The organism is Brucella pseudogrignonensis, assembly GCF_002252525.1.
In the GTDB taxonomy this organism is placed as follows: Bacteria; Pseudomonadota; Alphaproteobacteria; order Rhizobiales; family Rhizobiaceae; genus Brucella; species Brucella pseudogrignonensis.
In genome coordinates, this window is record NZ_NNRM01000005.1 from 1 (window position 1) to 17,216 (window position 17,216).

Genomic DNA, 17,216 nt, shown 5'->3' on the forward strand with positions numbered 1-17,216 from the left:
GTGACGGTTTGCAGTTTCATATTCAACGTGAGCCGTCGAAATGGTGATACCGCGAGCGCGTTCTTCTGGTGCAGCATCGATCTGGTCGTATGCCTTGAATTCACCGAAGAACTTGGTGATCGCTGCCGTCAGCGAGGTCTTGCCATGGTCAACGTGACCAATGGTGCCGATGTTTACGTGGGGCTTATTACGTTCAAACTTGCTCTTTGCCATCTGAGCTCTCCTAAAATTACAGCCTGCTCAGGCTTTTTAATGTTTGGCGTAACCCGGAGGTTACGCGAACTTCTTCTGGATTTCCTGTGCGACTGCAGTCGGGACCGGCTCATAATGGTCAAACTGCATCGTGTACTGGGCGCGGCCCTGAGACATCGAACGCAGGTTGTTCACATAACCAAACATGTTGGCCAGTGGAACATTTGCGTTGACGACCGTAGCGATACCGCGTGCTTCGGTGCCAGAAATCTGACCACGACGCGAATTCAGGTCACCGATAACGTCACCGACGTAATCTTCAGGTGTTACCACCTCAACCTTCATGATTGGCTCGAGAAGCTGTGCGCCAGCCTTCTGTGCGCCTTCACGGAATGCTGCACGCGACGCGATTTCGAACGCGAGAACCGAGGAGTCAACGTCGTGGTATGCGCCGTCGATCAGGGTTGCCTTCACGCCGAGCATCGGGAAGCCTGCCAGCGGGCCTGCACCCATGACGCTTTCGATACCCTTCTGAACGCCTGGGATGTATTCCTTAGGAACAGCACCACCAACGATCTTGGATTCGAAGATGAAATCGTCGCCGTCATGCGGTTCGAAGATAATCTTGACGCGAGCGAACTGACCCGAACCACCCGACTGCTTCTTATGCGTGTAGTCGATTTCAGCCTGACGGGTGATCGATTCACGGTAAGCAACCTGCGGAGCACCGACGTTAGCTTCAACCTTGAATTCGCGCTTCATGCGATCGACGAGAATGTCGAGGTGAAGTTCGCCCATGCCGGCGATGATGGTCTGACCCGATTCTTCATCCGACTTAACGCGGAACGAAGGATCTTCAGCAGCCAGACGGTTGAGCGCGATGCCCATCTTTTCCTGGTCAGCCTTGGTCTTTGGTTCGATCGCGATTTCGATAACCGGATCTGGGAATTCCATACGTTCAAGAATAACCGGCTTCAGCGGATCGCAGAGCGTATCGCCAGTGGTGGTTTCCTTGAGGCCAGCCAGAGCAACGATATCGCCTGCAAAAGCTTCTTCGATGTCTTCACGGCTGTTCGAGTGCATCTGCAGCATACGGCCGATGCGCTCACGCTTGCCCTTAACAGTGTTTTCGAGCGAAATGCCCTTGGTCATCTTGCCCGAGTAGATACGAGCGAAGGTCAGCGAACCAACGAACGGATCGTTCATGATCTTGAATGCGAGCATCGAGAGGGGGGCTTCATCCGAAGATTCACGGGTTGTTTCGGTTTCCGTCTTAACGTCGATGCCCTTAATTGCAGGAACATCGGTTGGAGCTGGAAGGAAAGAAACAACAGCGTCGAGAAGCGGCTGAATGCCACGGTTCTTGAACGCAGTACCGCAAAGAACCGGATGGAACTTAACGTCGATCGTGCCCTTACGGATCAGTGCGCGGAGCTGGTCGTTCGTAGGCATGGTGCCTTCGAGGTAAGCTTCCATCGCAGCTTCGTCGATTTCCACGGCCAGCTCGATGAGCTTTTCGCGGTATTCTTCAGCCTGATCCTTGAGGTCTGCAGGAATTTCGCCAACGGTCGCAGCTGCGCCGATCGTGCCATCCCAAGTCAGAGCCTTCATTTCGATAAGGTCGATAACGCCTTCGAACTCGTTTTCAGCGCCGATTGGCAGCTGAACTGGGAGAGCGATTGCGCCAAGACGCGAGCCAACCATTTCTACGCAACGGTAGAAGTCAGCACCGATCTTGTCCATCTTGTTGACGAAGACCATACGTGGAACGTGGTACTTCTCAGCCTGACGCCATACGGTTTCAGTCTGCGGCTCAACGCCAGCATTCGCATCGAGAAGAGCGATTGCGCCATCGAGAACGCGGAGCGAACGCTCAACTTCAATGGTGAAGTCAACGTGGCCCGGGGTGTCGATGATGTTGAAGCGACGCTTCTTGCCATCCTGACCCTGCCAAAACGTGGTCGTGGCAGCGGACGTGATGGTGATACCGCGTTCCTGTTCCTGCTCCATCCAATCCATGGTGGACGCGCCATCATGGGTTTCACCGATCTTGTGGTTCTTACCGGTGTAGAACAGAATGCGCTCGGTCATCGTCGTCTTACCGGCGTCGATGTGAGCCATAATACCGAAATTGCGGTAGTCTTCGATTTTATATTCGCGGGCCATGTTTTTGCTCTTTGAATAGGGTTCGACGATTACCAGCGGTAATGCGAGAACGCGCGGTTGGCTTCTGCCATGCGGTGCGTGTCTTCACGCTTCTTGACAGCGGAACCACGATTGTTTGCCGCATCCAGCAGTTCGCCGGAGAGACGGTCAATCATCGTCGTTTCATTGCGACCACGAGCTGCATTGATCAGCCAGCGAATGGCAAGTGCCTGGCGGCGTTCTGAACGCACATCGACCGGAACCTGATAGGTTGCACCACCAACGCGGCGCGAACGGACTTCAACGTGCGGAGCAACATTGTCGAGCGCCTGATGGAACAGCGCGACCGGCTCTGACTTCGCCTTGGCTTCGATTGCAGAGAGTGCACCGTAAACGATGCTTTCAGCAACCGACTTCTTACCATGAAGCATAACTGCATTCATGAACTTCGTGATAACGAGATCGCCGAACTTTGGATCCGGATTAATCTCACGCTTCTCAGCTTTATGGCGTCTGGACATTTCGTCTCAACTTTCAATTACATCGGGCTCAACTCGCCATTCCGGCGGCCGGTATCCCCGGAAAATTCTTACTTAGGACGCTTCGCACCGTACTTCGAACGACGCTGCTTGCGGTTCTTAACACCCTGGGTATCGAGAACGCCGCGGATGATGTGGTAACGCACACCCGGCAAATCCTTTACGCGACCGCCGCGGATCATGACCACGGAGTGCTCCTGAAGGTTGTGACCTTCACCAGGGATGTAACCGATGACTTCAAAGCCATTGGTCAGACGGATCTTGGCGACCTTACGGAGAGCCGAGTTTGGCTTCTTAGGGGTCGTTGTATAAACGCGGGTGCAAACGCCGCGCTTCTGTGGGTTTGCCTGCAGAGCAGGAACCTTATTACGCTTTACCGGCGCAGTGCGCGGCTTGCGGATCAACTGGTTTACGGTAGGCATTGAACCTTCCTCTATAAAAAATCTCGTATCGGCGCCCAATAAGGGCCGTTTCACCGGAGTGCTCATGCACAAATTCGGGACGAGCCACTCCATCAGCGGCCACCCGAACAAAAGCAGAGGAAGCATAAGCTTCATGCGAACGGCAAGTTGCATTTCGATCGTAAAACGAACCCTGTTTGAGGCGAACTCCAGAGCGCGTCGCTCCGAAAATGCCAGCCTCACATCGGCTCAGATGGGCTGCTGATACGTGTTTACAGGCGTTTCGTCAAGGGCAGGACGTTAAGTTTCTTATCCAAAAGGCCGCTCGGGGGCGTTTTGGGGTCCGCCGGACAGGTTATTGCGCCGCATTAGGCTTCATATCGCTAATATTTCGCGGCAAAACTGTCATTTTCGTATGCCAGCATAGCGCCAGACATCAACAGTCGCTATTGAAGCACATCCGAGTCGAAACGCAACACAATATTAAGGGATTCTCAATGTCATCCACCACCACATCCACAGAGAACGATTCGCCGATTGTTCACCTGGTGATCGCCGACGTCTGGAACGAAGGTGAAGAGGAATCTATCGAAGTCCATATCCTGCTGAAATCCGATGAAGACGAAGATCTCGTTCAGACGGTTCTCGCGATCCTGGCGGAAGAAGGTTATCACGAAGCAGAGCTGGTCGAGATGGGTACCATCACGGAAGAACCAGAAGAAGAACCACACAAGAGCGCATGGCACACCGCCCTCACCGGCGAAGTGGCACTGATTGAATTCGAAGGCGATGAAGAAGAATAAGTTCGACGTAAGCGAGCACCGAAAAATGTGGAGCATCTTCCGCTTTGCATAATGTTCAAGGGCGGTTTTAAACCGCCCTTTCTTTTTGAAATTTGCATAACAAAAAAGCCGCCTCGAAAGGCGGCCTTTTCTTTGTTGATTGCTTTCCGATTACTCGGCAGCGTTGTTGGTCATATCGGCCAGCATCACGTTGGCTTCCGAAGAACCGGTCGACTTGCGGCGCTCGTCGATGATCAGTTCGTCGCGAGCAGTTGCAATGCGACGGATCTGGTTGGTCATGCCACCTGTACCAGCTGGGATGAGACGACCGACGATGACGTTTTCCTTGAGACCCTGCAACGTATCCATCTTGCCTGCAACTGCAGCTTCGGTGAGTACGCGAGTGGTTTCCTGGAACGATGCCGCCGAGATGAACGAAGGAGTCTGAAGCGACGCCTTGGTAATACCAAGAAGAACTGGATTACCCGAACCTGGCTTCTTGCCTTCTTCGATCAGACGATCATTGATTTCGTCCAGTTCGATGCGGTCGACGTGATCGCCCGGAATGTAGCCGGTATCACCGGATTCCGTGATCTCGATCTTCTGCAGCATCTGACGGACAATCACTTCGATGTGCTTGTCGTTGATGAGAACACCCTGCAAACGATAGACTTCCTGGATTTCGTTCACGAGGTACGAAGCGAGTGCTTCAACGCCCTTGATCGCCAGAATGTCATGCGGTGCCGGGTTACCGTCGAGGATATATTCACCCTTTTCGATAACGTCACCGTCCTGAAGATGGAACGGCTTGCCCTTAGGGATCAGATACTCAACAGGCTCGATCGTATCGTCGTTTGGCTCGATGATGATGCGACGCTTGTTCTTGTAATCGCGACCAAAACGAACGGTACCATCGATCTCTGCGATGACGGCGTGGTCCTTCGGACGACGAGCTTCGAACAGTTCCGCAACGCGTGGCAGACCACCGGTAATATCCTTGGTCTTCGCGCTTTCCATCGGCAGACGCGCAATAACGTCACCAGCATTAACATGTGCACCAGGTTCGAACGAAAGGATCGTTTCTACCGAAAGCAGGAAGCGAGCTTCGCCACCCTTCGAGAGCTTCGCGATCTTGCCGCTCTTATCCTTGATGACCATAGCAGGCTTGAGGTCGGCACCGCGTGGTGTCGAACGCCAGTCAATGATGACGCGTTTCGTGATCCCGGTCGACTCGTCCGCTGTTTCCGAAACCGAAAGGCCATCAACGAGATCTTCGAACTCGATGTAACCTTCAACTTCCGTCAAGATTGGACGGGTGTACGGATCCCATTCAGCAATACGCTGGCCGCGCTTGACTGCATCACCTTCGTCAACGAACAGGCGTGAACCGTAGGTTACGCGGTGAACCGCACGTTCCTTGCCGGTCGAGTCGAGGATCAGGACAGCCATGTTACGGCCCATCACCACGAGATTGCCATCGGAGTTGCGAACCACGTTGCGGTTACGCAGCTTGACGGTGCCTTCGTACGAAGCTTCCAGGTACGACGAGTCAACAACCTGTGCAGTACCACCAAGGTGGAACGTACGCATGGTCAGCTGAGTGCCAGGCTCACCGATCGACTGAGCAGCGATAACGCCAACTGCTTCACCCTGGTTAACAGGCGTACCGCGTGCAAGGTCACGACCATAGCACTTGGCGCAAACGCCGTTACGGGTTTCACAGGTCAGAGCCGAACGAATACGGATCGACTGGATGCCGGCCTTTTCGATGACTTCAACGTCCTTTTCCTCGATCATACGGCCAGCTTCGACGATGACTTCGCCGGTTGCTGGATTGATGATCGGATCAAGTGCCGTACGGCCCAGAACGCGCTGTCCGATTGGAGCAACGATCTGACCAGCATCAACGATTGGCTGCATGGTGAGACCGATTTCGGCGCCGCAATCGACTTCCGAAATAATCGCATCCTGTGCAACGTCAACGAGACGACGTGTCAGATAACCCGAGTTAGCGGTCTTCAACGCGGTATCGGCAAGACCTTTACGGGCACCGTGTGTCGAGTTGAAGTATTCGTTAACCGTCAGGCCTTCCTTGAAGTTCGAAATGATCGGGGTTTCGATGATTTCACCCGACGGCTTGGCCATAAGACCACGCATCCCGCCCAGCTGACGCATCTGGTTGACCGAACCACGGGCACCCGAATGAGACATCATGTAGACCGAGTTCATCTGCTTCTGACGTCCGGTCACCGGATCGAATTCAACGGCCTTAATACGGGCCATCATTTCTTCGGTGATCTTGTCAGTCGCCTTACCCCAGGCATCAACGACCTTGTTGTACTTTTCGCCCTGAGTAATCAGACCGTCATTGTACTGCTGTTCGTATTCAGTCGTCAGAGCTTCGGTTTCTGCAACGATCTTGGCCTTCGAGTCTGGAATGACCATGTCATCCTTACCGAAGGAAATACCGGCGCGACATGCATGGGCGAAGCCGAGCTGCATGATGCGATCGCAGAAGATAACCGTCTCTTTCTGACCGCAATGGCGGTAGACGTGGTCGATCATCTTGGAGATGTTCTTCTTCGTCATCTCCTGATTGCAGATATCGAAAGGCACATTGGCGTGCTTCGGCAGAAGCTCACCAGTAATCATGCGACCAGGTGTGGTGTCGTAAACCTTGGAAACAGGCTTGCCTTCCGCATCAACCGTCTTGAAACGGCCTTTGATCTTGGTGTGCAGCGTGACAACCTTGTTCTCAAGTGCATGCTGAAGTTCGCCCATATCGGCAAACACCATGCCCTCACCCGGCTCCTTGTCTGCCACGATCGACAGATAGTAGAGGCCGAGAACCATGTCCTGCGAAGGAACGATGATTGGTGCGCCGTTCGCTGGGTGCAAGATGTTGTTGGTCGACATCATGAGCACGCGCGCTTCAAGCTGAGCTTCAAGCGACAGCGGAACGTGAACAGCCATCTGGTCACCGTCGAAGTCAGCGTTGAACGCTGTACAAACGAGTGGATGCAGCTGAATGGCCTTGCCTTCGATCAGCGTGGGTTCGAATGCCTGAATACCAAGACGGTGCAGCGTAGGCGCACGGTTCAGAAGAACCGGATGCTCACGGATCACTTCGTCAAGAATATCCCAAACTTCCGGACGTTCCTTTTCAACAAGCTTCTTCGCCTGCTTGACAGTCGAGGAGTAACCCTTGGCGTCAAGACGAGCGTAGATGAATGGCTTGAAGAGTTCGAGCGCCATCTTTTTCGGCAGGCCGCACTGGTGCAGCTTCAGTTCAGGACCGGTCACGATAACCGAACGACCAGAATAGTCGACGCGCTTACCGAGAAGGTTCTGACGGAAACGCCCCTGCTTACCCTTGAGCATATCGGAGAGCGACTTCAACGGACGCTTATTAGCACCGGTGATGACGCGGCCACGACGGCCGTTATCGAACAGCGCGTCAACAGCTTCCTGCAACATACGCTTTTCGTTACGGATAATGATGCCAGGAGCGCGCAGTTCAATGAGACGCTTCAGACGGTTGTTACGGTTGATCACACGACGGTAAAGGTCGTTGAGATCGGACGTAGCAAAACGACCGCCATCCAGTGGAACCAGAGGGCGCAGATCCGGTGGAATGACCGGAACGATCTTCATGATCATCCATTCAGGACGATTGCCGGATTCCATGAAGTTCTCAACGATCTTGAGACGCTTCATCAGCTTCTTCGTCTTGAGTTCCGAAGTGGTTTCTGCAAGTTCAACGCGCAGGTCTGCAGCGATGTTTGGCAGATCCATCGAAGCCAGGAGTTCAAAGATAGCTTCAGCACCGATAAGGGCTGTGAACTGATCTTCGCCGAACTCGTCGACAGCGATCATGTATTCTTCTTCCGAAAGAAGCTGATGCTCCTTAAGCGAAGTCAGACCTGGTTCGGTCACGATGTAGTTTTCGAAGTACAGGACGCGCTCGATATCCTTGAGCGTCATGTCCAGCAGCGTGCCGATACGGCTTGGCAGCGACTTCAGAAACCAGATGTGAGCAACAGGCGCTGCGAGTTCGATGTGACCCATGCGCTCGCGACGAACGCGCGAGAGCGTGACTTCCACGCCGCACTTTTCGCAGATAATGCCCTTGTATTTCATACGCTTGTACTTGCCGCACAAGCATTCATAATCCTTGATCGGGCCAAAGATACGCGCGCAGAAGAGACCATCGCGTTCAGGCTTGAACGTACGATAGTTGATCGTCTCCGGCTTCTTGATCTCGCCGTATGACCAGGACAGAATCTTCTCAGGGCTGGCAATCGAGATTCTGATGGAATCGAACGTCTGTGCCGGAGCCTGAGGATTGAAAAGATTCATGACCTCTTGGTTCATGCCGTTCTCCTTGAGGGCGATCCGCCGCCCTGTGTGTCGTCGATGACAGGTTGAAAGTCCCTGCCATCTTGAAAAGAAATCGCGGTATTAAGCAGTTTGAAACTGCACATTCCGTTTCAGCATTTCCGTTACGCAAATCACTTCTTGCATTGTCTGGAAACACCTTACGGGCGCGCCACGGCAATACCATGGCGCGCCTTGATGTTTTTTTATTCCGCCGCGTCCGGAAGTGCCGGCTGCTCGTCGCGTGTGTCGTCCAGCTCAACATTGAGACCGAGCGAACGCATTTCCTTGACCAGAACGTTGAAGCTTTCTGGAATACCAGCTTCGAACGTATCGTCACCACGAACGATGGCTTCATAGACCTTGGTACGGCCGGCAACGTCGTCGGACTTGACCGTAAGCATTTCCTGCAGCGTGTAAGCTGCACCGTATGCTTCCAGAGCCCAGACCTCCATTTCACCGAAGCGCTGACCACCGAACTGCGCCTTACCACCAAGCGGCTGCTGAGTGACGAGCGAGTAAGGTCCGATCGAACGAGCATGGATCTTGTCGTCAACCAGGTGATGGAGCTTCAACATATAGATGTAGCCCATTGTCACCTGACGGTCGAACGGCTCACCCGTACGTCCATCATACAGCGTCGACTGACCCGAGGTCGCAAGACCTGCATCCGTCAACATCGCATTGATGTCAGCTTCCACCGCACCGTCGAAGACCGGCGTTGCGATAGACACGCCGCGCTTGACCTGGTTCGCCAGCATTATGACTGAATCATCGTCATAAGAGCGAACAGGCTCATTGCGGTCATTGTCCGGATAGATGTGCTCGAGCGTATCACGCAGCGGCTGAATGTCTGCCGTCTTGCGATAAACATCGATCAGCTCACCGATCTTCTTGCCCATACCTGCGCAAGCCCAGCCAAGATGTGTTTCCAGAATCTGGCCCACATTCATACGGCTCGGCACGCCAAGCGGGTTAAGAACGATATCGGCATGCGTACCGTCTTCGAGGAATGGCATGTCTTCGACAGGAAGAATGCGGGAAACCACACCCTTATTGCCGTGACGGCCAGCCATCTTATCACCCGGCTGGATCTTGCGCTTAACAGCGACAAAGACCTTGACCATCTTCATGACGCCTGGAGGCATCTCGTCGCCGCGCTGAACCTTTTCGACCTTGTCCATGAACCGTGCTTCAAGCAGCTTCTTGGATTCATCGTACTGGCCACGCAGAGCTTCGAGTTCACCCTGCTGCTTTTCATCTTCAACAGCAAACTGCCACCACTGCGAACGCGGATACTCGGTCATGATATCGCGAGTAATGGTCGTGCCCTTCTTGAAGCCCTTAGGGCCTGCAGCAGCAACCTTACCATCGATCATGTCGGCGAGACGGCCGTAAACGTTACGGTCGAGAATAGCCTGTTCGTCGTCACGGTCCTTGGCAAGACGTTCGATCTCTTCGCGTTCGATCGCCATTGCACGTTCGTCTTTTTCAACGCCGTGGCGATTGAAAACGCGAACTTCAACAACAGTACCGTAAGTACCTGGAGGCATACGCATCGAGGTGTCACGAACATCGGACGCCTTTTCACCGAAGATAGCGCGCAGAAGCTTTTCTTCCGGCGTCATCGGGCTTTCGCCCTTCGGCGTGATCTTACCGACAAGGATGTCGCCAGGATGCACTTCAGCACCGATATAAACGATACCTGCTTCGTCGAGATTCTTCAGCGCTTCTTCCGACACATTCGGAATATCGCGTGTGATTTCCTCAGGTCCAAGCTTCGTGTCGCGTGCAGCTACTTCAAATTCCTCAATGTGGATCGAGGTGAAGACGTCGTCCGAAACAATCTTCTCGGAAAGAAGGATCGAATCTTCGTAGTTATAGCCATTCCAAGGCATGAACGCGACAAGCACGTTACGACCAAGAGCCAGATCGCCCAGATCAGTCGATGGGCCATCAGCAATGATGTCGCCCTTACCGATAGGATCACCAACGCGTACAAGCGGACGCTGGTTGATACAGGTGCTCTGGTTCGAGCGCTGGAACTTCTGCAGACGATAGATATCAACGCCAGACTTAGAAGGATCGAGATCCTCAGTAGCGCGGATAACGATACGCGTTGCGTCAACTTGGTCAACCACACCACCGCGGCGAGCGGCAATAGCAGCACCTGAGTCACGTGCAACAACTGCTTCCATACCGGTTCCAACGAACGGAGCTTCCGCACGAACGAGTGGAACGGCCTGACGCTGCATGTTCGAACCCATGAGAGCACGGTTAGCATCGTCGTTTTCAAGGAACGGAATAAGAGCTGCTGCAACCGAAACGAGCTGCTTCGGCGAAACGTCCATCAGGTCCACGTTTTCACGCGGCGCCATCATAACTTCGCCTGCGTGACGGCAGATGACGAATTCGTCAACAAAACCGCCCTGCTCGTCCAGCTCAACGTTTGCCTGAGCAACCGAGTGCTTCGCCTCTTCCATAGCCGAAAGGTAAACAACGTCGCTCGTTACCTTACCGTCGACAACCTTACGATACGGGCTTTCAATAAAGCCGTACTTGTTGACGCGGGCAAAAGTTGCAAGCGAATTGATCAGACCGATATTCGGGCCTTCCGGCGTTTCAATCGGGCAGATACGGCCATAGTGGGTCGGATGCACGTCGCGGACTTCGAAGCCAGCACGCTCACGGGTAAGACCACCAGGTCCAAGAGCCGAAAGACGGCGCTTGTGGGTGATTTCCGAAAGCGGGTTGGTCTGATCCATAAACTGCGACAGCTGCGAAGAACCGAAGAATTCGCGCACTGCTGCGGCTGCAGGCTTCGCGTTAATCAGATCCTGCGGCATAACCGTGTCGATTTCGATCGAGGACATACGTTCCTTGATCGCACGCTCCATACGGAGCAAACCAACGCGGTACTGATTTTCCATCAGTTCGCCAACCGAACGCACACGACGGTTACCGAGGTTATCGATGTCATCAACTTCGCCGCGGCCATCGCGCAGTTCAACCAGCATCTTGACCACAGCAAGGATATCTTCCTTGCGCAGAACACGCACGGTGTCTTCTGCATCTAGATCAAGACGCATGTTCATCTTCACGCGACCAACAGCAGAAAGGTCATAGCGTTCCGAATCGAAGAACAGCGAATGGAACATGGCTTCAGCCGAGTCCATTGTCGGCGGCTCACCTGGACGCATAACGCGATAGATGTCGAACAGAGCTTCCTGACGACTTTCGTTCTTGTCGACAGCGAGCGTGTTGCGGATATACGCACCGATATTGACATGGTCGATATCGAGAACGTTGATCTCTTCAACACCGGTGTCGAGAAGCGTCTTGAGAACCTTTTCGTCGATTTCGTCACCAGCTTCCAGATAAATCTCGCCGGTAGCGTAATTGACGATGTCTTCTGCAAGGTACGAGCCGAACAGATCGTCTTCAGTCGCCTTGATAGCCTTGAGGCCCTTCTCAGCGAGCTGCTTTGCCGAGCGAGCGGTCAACTTCTTGCCAGCTTCGAGAACGACTTCTCCGGTGTCCGCATCGACGAGATCAGAAATGATCTTCATACCCTTGAAGCGGTCAGCCGAATAAGGAATGCGCCAGTTATCACCGTCACGCGAATAGGTGACAGTTTTATAGAACGTCGACAGAATCTCTTCGCCGTCCATGCCAAGCGCCATCAACAGCGTCGTAGCTGGAAGCTTACGGCGACGGTCGATACGTGCATAGACTACGTCCTTGGCATCGAATTCGATGTCAAGCCACGAACCGCGATAAGGAATAACGCGAGCTGCGAACAAAAGCTTACCCGACGAATGGGTTTTGCCCTTGTCGTGATCGAAGAATACGCCCGGCGAACGGTGCATCTGCGAAACGATAACGCGTTCTGTACCGTTGACGATGAAGGTGCCGTTGTCCGTCATGAGCGGCATATCGCCCATGTAAACGTCCTGCTCCTTAATGTCCTTGATGGACTTCGCACCGGTATCTTCATCAATATCGAACACGATCAGACGCAGCGTCACCTTGAGAGGTGCCGAATACGTCAAATCGCGCTGACGGCATTCGTCAACGTCGAATTTTGGTGCATCGAATTCGTAGCGAACGAATTCGAGCATTGAAGCGCCGGAGAAATCCTGAATTGGGAAAACAGACTTGAAAACCGCCTGCAAACCCTCGTCAGAACGCCCGCCAGCTGGTTCCTCAACCATGAGGAACTGGTCGTAAGATGCCTTTTGAACCTCGATGAGGTTAGGCATTTCCGCGACCTCGGGAATCTTGCCGAAAAATTTGCGTACGCGCTTGCGACCATTGAAAGAATGGGTCTGAGCCATCGTCGCTCCTCGTTCTATAGCCTTACGGCTTGCTCACGCCTTGCGGCCTTTATCGTGCGCCGCCTTTCGGCGGTCCTTCTAACGGGCTAAAACCCGTTTTCTGAAAGCCCCTTCAAGGCCATCAGAAAAAGGGTTCAACAGGATCAGAACGCTCTTCAAATATCCGTTCCGATTATGAGATGCACAAATCAAAGCGAATTCCGCACTTTTCGTTTCTTTTCATGCATTTACTCCAGATGCAAGTCCAGAGTGAAACCGACGGACGGAAACCGTCCGCCGGAATTTTCGAACTTACTTGAGTTCGACCTTAGCGCCAGCTGCTTCGAGCTGTGCCTTGATCTTCTCAGCTTCGTCCTTCGAAGCGCCTTCCTTAACTGCCTTTGGAGCAGCTTCAACAAGGTCCTTAGCTTCCTTGAGGCCGAGACCGGTGATTGCGCGAACTTCCTTGATCACGTTGATCTTGTTTGCGCCACCGTCAGCGAGGACGACGTCGAATTCAGTCTTTTCTTCAGCAGCAGCAGCTGGAGCAGCGCCACCAGCAGCAGCAACTGCTACAGGAGCAGCAGCCGAAACGCCCCACTTCTCTTCGAGAAGCTTCGAAAGCTCTGCAGCTTCGAGAACGGTCAGTGCCGACAGGTCGTCAACGATCTTTGCGAGATCAGCCATTTTGGTATTTCCTTAGTTTCAAGGTTTGAACAATTGACAGCGAAAAACGGCCTTACGCCGCCTCGTTCTTCCGGGCGTGCGCGCCAATAACGCGAGCGATCTGGCCCGCTGGTGCGCTGGTAAGTACTGCGAGACGCTGAGCCGGGGTCTGGATCATTCCAACCAGCTTTGCGCGCAGTTCGTCGAGCGATGGGAGCGAAGCAAGCGACTTTACGCCATCGGCGTTAAGTGTCGTTGCGCCCATTGCACCGCCGAGGATAACGAGCTTGTCGTTAGCCTTAGCGAATTCGACGGCTACTTTCGGAGCGGTAATTGGGTCGTTTGCATAAGCAACAACCGTCTGACCTGTAAACAGATCAGAGATACCTTCCGATTCCGTGCCCTGAAGAGCGATCTTGGCAAGGCGGTTTTTCGCGACTTTAACGGTACCACCAGCATCGCGCATCTTTGAGCGAAGATCGCTCATCTGCGCAACAGTGAGACCGGTATAGTGGGCCACGACGACCGAACCGGAATCTTTAAAAGCTCCGTTCAGCCACGAGACAAATTCGCGTTTTTCCGCTCTATCCACTGTCTCTCTCCAGTAGACAGGACCACATGGTCCTGCCGGGTTGCCTTTGCCGGACGAACTTCACAGTCAGTCCGACGTTCGAGGATCCTGTCCCCTTCAGCTATCCTGGAAACCAGGCATCACTCAAAGGCAACTACGGTTCAAACCTTGCATGCACATTCATGCGAAACAGGGTTATTCCACGTCTCATGCAGGCCATATGTTTAAGGACAATCACCCGAAGATGAATGTCCGCCTGCAATCTCGGACAGGATAACCGGACTTTCGTCCGGCTATCCGGATCTTGCGATCCGGAATTCTTGCACTTTTGACCGCTTTCACGATGCAGGTGTGCCACCATTCGCCCTTCTCGAAGAAAGGCTAAGCTCCGGCGAGCCGGAGCCTAAATAACTTAAGCGACAACCTTAACGGTTGACGGGTCGACCTTGACGCCAACGCCCATGGTCGAAGAAATCGATACGCGCTTGACGTATTCACCCTTAGCAGCCGAAGGCTTAGCCTTGATAACTGCATCGGCAAAAGCCTTGATGTTTTCTTCGAGCTTCTGATTGTCGAAGGAAACCTTGCCAATACCGGCGTGGATGATACCAGCCTTTTCAACGCGGAATTCAACTGCGCCGCCCTTAGAAGCGGTAACTGCAGCTGCAACGTCGACAGTAACAGTACCAACCTTAGGGTTTGGCATCAGGCCACGCGGGCCGAGCACCTTACCAAGACGACCGACGAGTGGCATCATGTCTGGGGTTGCAATGCAACGATCAAAGTCGATCTTGCCGCCGTTGACGATTTCGAACAGTTCTTCCGCACCAACGATGTCAGCGCCAGCCTTCTTGGCTTCTTCAGCCTTGTCGCCGCGTGCAAAAACAGCAACGCGAACAGTACGGCCGGTGCCGTTTGGAAGGTTAACAACGCCACGAACCATCTGATCAGCATGACGTGGGTCAACGCCGAGGTTCATTGCGATTTCGATGGTTTCGGCGAACTTGGCAACTGCACGTTCCTTAACCAGGCCGATAGCATCGGACAGGTCATAGAGCTTGTTGACGTCAACGCCTTCGCGGATCTTAGCTACACGCTTGGAAATCTTTGCCATGGTCTTAGCTCACCACTTCCAGGCCCATCGAACGGGCAGAACCTTCGATCATACGCATAGCCGCTTCCACGTCAGATGCGTTCAGATCCTTCATCTTAACAAGAGCGATTTCGCGAACTTTATCACGCGCAATCGTGCCTGCCTTTTCCTTGCCAGGCGCCTTGGAACCCGACTTGAGGTTGGCAGCCTTCTTAAGGAAGTAGGTTACCGGAGGGGTCTTCATCACAAAAGTGAAAGACTTGTCCTGGTAGTATGTGATCACGACTGGAATCGGCGAACCTTTTTCCAGTTCCTGTGTGGCAGCGTTAAATGCCTTACAGAATTCCATGATGTTGATGCCGCGCTGACCCAGTGCTGGGCCAATCGGAGGCGATGGGTTGGCCGCACCTGCTGCTACCTGGAGCTTCAGCTGGCCTGCAATTTTCTTAGCCATTGCATTCTGCCTTCATAAAAATACCGGAAACCGGCGTTCTCGATTAATGCCGGAAATCCGGCTCTCGACTGACGTCAGTAAAACTGACTGGCAGTTCGGTGGTTCGAGATCAGTGACCGGCTAAAGCCACCTACCCTTCCACCCTTTTCACCTGTAACGGTGAACGCCCTCGCGGGCTAAACGATCAGAGCTTATCGACCTGACCGTATTCAAGATCAACAGGCGTAGCACGCCCGAAGATGGAAACTTCAACCTTGAGGCGCGCGCGCTCTTCGTCGACTTCCTGCACAATGCCATTGAACGAGGCAAACGGACCATCGGAAACGCGAACATTTTCGCCGATTTCGAAGGTCACAGAAGTCTTTGGACGCTCTGCACCATCCTGAACCTGGTTCAGAATCTGATCTACTTCCTTCTGTGAAACCGGAACAGGCTTGGAATCACCAAGGAAGCCAGTCACGCGAGGCGTATTCTTGATCAGCGAGAATACAGCATCAGTCAGGGTAGCCTGAACGAGAACATAACCCGGGAAGAACTTGCGTTCAGCATCAACCTTGCGGCCACGGCGAACTTCAACAACCTTCTCAGTCGGCACGACAATCTGCTCAATAAGGCCAGAAAGACCCTTCTGTGCAGCCTTAGCCTGAATATCCTCAGCCACCTTCTTTTCGAAGTTGGAATAGGCGTGAACGATGTACCAGCGCGCTGTCATCTCGTAACTCCCCAATCCTGCTTAGCGGCCAAGGCCAAGTATAAATTCTACGCCATAGGCCATAAGCTGATCGGCAAGAAAAAAGAATGCAGCAGCAAAAAAAGCCATGACAACCACCATAATGGTGGAAATGACTGTTTCACGCCGGGTCGGCCAGCTCACCTTCGCCGTTTCGGCGCGAACCTGCTGAAGAAAGGTGATCGGATTCGTCTTAGATGCCATCTGCCACTCTGTTCTTGCTTGAGGAAACCGGACCGTTCAAAACGAATCAGAACCCGATACCCATGCGTATACGGCACGTAAAGCTGAAGATTCAGCCCCACGCACCGCGTGTCTGTTGACGTTACATAGAATCGATTCCCAAAAAAAACAAGCCCAATAGTTAAAAGAATACCATACAGGCTTATCGGAAATCCGATCCTTACGAACATCGCTTGCTGCACCATTCAATCGTGCCGCCGCGACCTCCCCTGCCCGATCTGAATAACCGGCGGAAAGTTATCGATATCTGACTTCGCTGCCAAAAGGCCAGAGCGCTAATCAGAATAGTCAGCGAAACCGCTAACTCTTAATACAAAAAACGAGCACTCACAGTCAAGCCATGAGTACTCGTTTTAAATGGCAGGGGCAGCAGGGTTCGAACCCGCGACCTACGGTTTTGGAGACCGTCGCTCTACCAACTGAGCTATACCCCTATTTGGCATTCAAGATGCCAGACCGGCGGCATAACCGCCAGTCAAATTCTTTACTCGATGATCGAAGCGACGATGCCTGCACCGACGGTGCGGCCACCTTCACGGATAGCGAAGCGGAGCTTCTCTTCCATCGCGATCGGCACGATCAGCGTGACGTCTACAGTGACGTTATCGCCAGGCATAACCATTTCCGTGCCTTCTGGCAGGGTAACAACACCGGTCACGTCAGTTGTACGGAAGTAGAACTGTGGACGGTAGTTGGTGAAGAATGGT

General features: G+C 53.3%; 14 protein-coding genes and 1 tRNA gene. 1 reads left to right on the forward strand and 14 read right to left on the reverse strand.

The genetic code is table 11. The features are described 5' to 3' along the window. The 4 genes from CEV34_RS01285 to rpsL all read right to left on the reverse strand — a co-directional run. On the reverse strand, positions 1–213 hold a 213-nt coding region (locus CEV34_RS01285; protein ID WP_235819000.1), incomplete at its 3' end, for a GTP-binding protein. A gap of 60 nt (positions 214–273) precedes the next feature. Next, positions 274–2,358 carry an elongation factor G gene (fusA, locus tag CEV34_RS01290; RefSeq protein WP_007875420.1) on the reverse strand — a complete coding sequence of 695 codons (2,085 nt, stop codon included), beginning with the start codon at positions 2,356–2,358 and terminating at the stop codon, positions 274–276. Between the two features lie 29 nt (positions 2,359–2,387). Further along, positions 2,388–2,858 carry a 30S ribosomal protein S7 gene (gene rpsG / locus CEV34_RS01295; protein ID WP_007875422.1) on the reverse strand — a complete coding sequence of 157 codons (471 nt, stop codon included), beginning with the start codon at positions 2,856–2,858 and terminating at the stop codon, positions 2,388–2,390. Between the two features lie 68 nt (positions 2,859–2,926). Then, complete coding sequence (rpsL, locus tag CEV34_RS01300) at positions 2,927–3,298, reverse strand: 30S ribosomal protein S12 (RefSeq protein WP_006168377.1); 372 nt, start codon at positions 3,296–3,298, stop codon at positions 2,927–2,929. A gap of 476 nt (positions 3,299–3,774) precedes the next feature. Between rpsL and CEV34_RS01305 the strand changes: the two genes are divergently transcribed. Next, positions 3,775–4,080 (forward strand): hypothetical protein, encoded by a 306-nt coding sequence (locus tag CEV34_RS01305; protein WP_007875424.1) that lies wholly within the window; start codon positions 3,775–3,777, stop codon positions 4,078–4,080. Between the two features lie 150 nt (positions 4,081–4,230). On the opposite strand, the gene rpoC is transcribed toward CEV34_RS01305, so the two are convergent. The 10 genes from rpoC to CEV34_RS01355 form a co-directional block, all read right to left on the reverse strand. Further along, the gene (rpoC, locus tag CEV34_RS01310) at positions 4,231–8,433 is read right to left on the reverse strand and encodes a DNA-directed RNA polymerase subunit beta' (protein ID WP_064320723.1); all 4,203 of its coding nucleotides are present in this window, start codon (positions 8,431–8,433) and stop codon (positions 4,231–4,233) included. Between the two features lie 209 nt (positions 8,434–8,642). Next, positions 8,643–12,773, reverse strand: a complete 4,131-nt coding sequence (gene rpoB, locus CEV34_RS01315) for a DNA-directed RNA polymerase subunit beta (protein WP_007875433.1) — start codon at positions 12,771–12,773, stop codon at positions 8,643–8,645. Between the two features lie 291 nt (positions 12,774–13,064). Continuing rightward, on the reverse strand, positions 13,065–13,439 hold the full coding sequence (rplL, locus tag CEV34_RS01320; protein ID WP_007875435.1) for a 50S ribosomal protein L7/L12: 375 nt from the start codon (positions 13,437–13,439) through the stop codon (positions 13,065–13,067). A 52-nt stretch (positions 13,440–13,491) separates the two neighbouring features. Beyond that, positions 13,492–14,010 carry a 50S ribosomal protein L10 gene (rplJ, locus tag CEV34_RS01325; protein WP_007875437.1) on the reverse strand — a complete coding sequence of 173 codons (519 nt, stop codon included), beginning with the start codon at positions 14,008–14,010 and terminating at the stop codon, positions 13,492–13,494. 391 nt (positions 14,011–14,401) lie between these two features. Further along, a complete protein-coding gene (rplA, locus tag CEV34_RS01330) occupies positions 14,402–15,103 on the reverse strand; it encodes a 50S ribosomal protein L1 (protein WP_094543142.1) in 702 nt (233 codons plus the stop codon). A gap of 4 nt (positions 15,104–15,107) precedes the next feature. Beyond that, entirely contained in the window at positions 15,108–15,536 is a 429-nt protein-coding gene (gene rplK / locus CEV34_RS01335; RefSeq protein WP_007875441.1) for a 50S ribosomal protein L11, read from the reverse strand. 184 nt (positions 15,537–15,720) lie between these two features. Next, positions 15,721–16,248: a transcription termination/antitermination protein NusG gene (gene nusG / locus CEV34_RS01340; protein WP_007875442.1), complete on the reverse strand. Its 528-nt coding sequence runs from the start codon at positions 16,246–16,248 to the stop codon at positions 15,721–15,723. A 21-nt stretch (positions 16,249–16,269) separates the two neighbouring features. Further along, positions 16,270–16,470: a preprotein translocase subunit SecE gene (gene secE / locus CEV34_RS01345; protein WP_007875444.1), complete on the reverse strand. Its 201-nt coding sequence runs from the start codon at positions 16,468–16,470 to the stop codon at positions 16,270–16,272. A gap of 397 nt (positions 16,471–16,867) precedes the next feature. Beyond that, positions 16,868–16,943: transfer RNA gene (locus CEV34_RS01350), tRNA-Trp, on the reverse strand. Positions 16,944–16,993: 50 nt separating this feature from the next. Beyond that, a partial coding sequence (locus tag CEV34_RS01355; protein ID WP_459562088.1) for an EF-Tu C-terminal domain-related protein occupies positions 16,994–17,216 on the reverse strand: 223 nt, incomplete at its 5' end.

Coding starts and splice junctions, on each gene's coding strand:
- fusA (WP_007875420.1), bottom strand. CDS start 2,358: ATGGCCCGCGAATATAAAATCGAAGACTACCGCAATTTCGGTATTATG.
- rpsG (WP_007875422.1), bottom strand. CDS start 2,858: ATGTCCAGACGCCATAAAGCTGAGAAGCGTGAGATTAATCCGGATCCA.
- rpsL (WP_006168377.1), bottom strand. CDS start 3,298: ATGCCTACCGTAAACCAGTTGATCCGCAAGCCGCGCACTGCGCCGGTA.
- CEV34_RS01305 (WP_007875424.1), top strand. CDS start 3,775: ATGTCATCCACCACCACATCCACAGAGAACGATTCGCCGATTGTTCAC.
- rpoC (WP_064320723.1), bottom strand. CDS start 8,433: ATGAACCAAGAGGTCATGAATCTTTTCAATCCTCAGGCTCCGGCACAG.
- rpoB (WP_007875433.1), bottom strand. CDS start 12,773: ATGGCTCAGACCCATTCTTTCAATGGTCGCAAGCGCGTACGCAAATTT.
- rplL (WP_007875435.1), bottom strand. CDS start 13,439: ATGGCTGATCTCGCAAAGATCGTTGACGACCTGTCGGCACTGACCGTT.
- rplA (WP_094543142.1), bottom strand. CDS start 15,103: ATGGCAAAGATTTCCAAGCGTGTAGCTAAGATCCGCGAAGGCGTTGAC.
- rplK (WP_007875441.1), bottom strand. CDS start 15,536: ATGGCTAAGAAAATTGCAGGCCAGCTGAAGCTCCAGGTAGCAGCAGGT.
- nusG (WP_007875442.1), bottom strand. CDS start 16,248: ATGACAGCGCGCTGGTACATCGTTCACGCCTATTCCAACTTCGAAAAG.
- secE (WP_007875444.1), bottom strand. CDS start 16,470: ATGGCATCTAAGACGAATCCGATCACCTTTCTTCAGCAGGTTCGCGCC.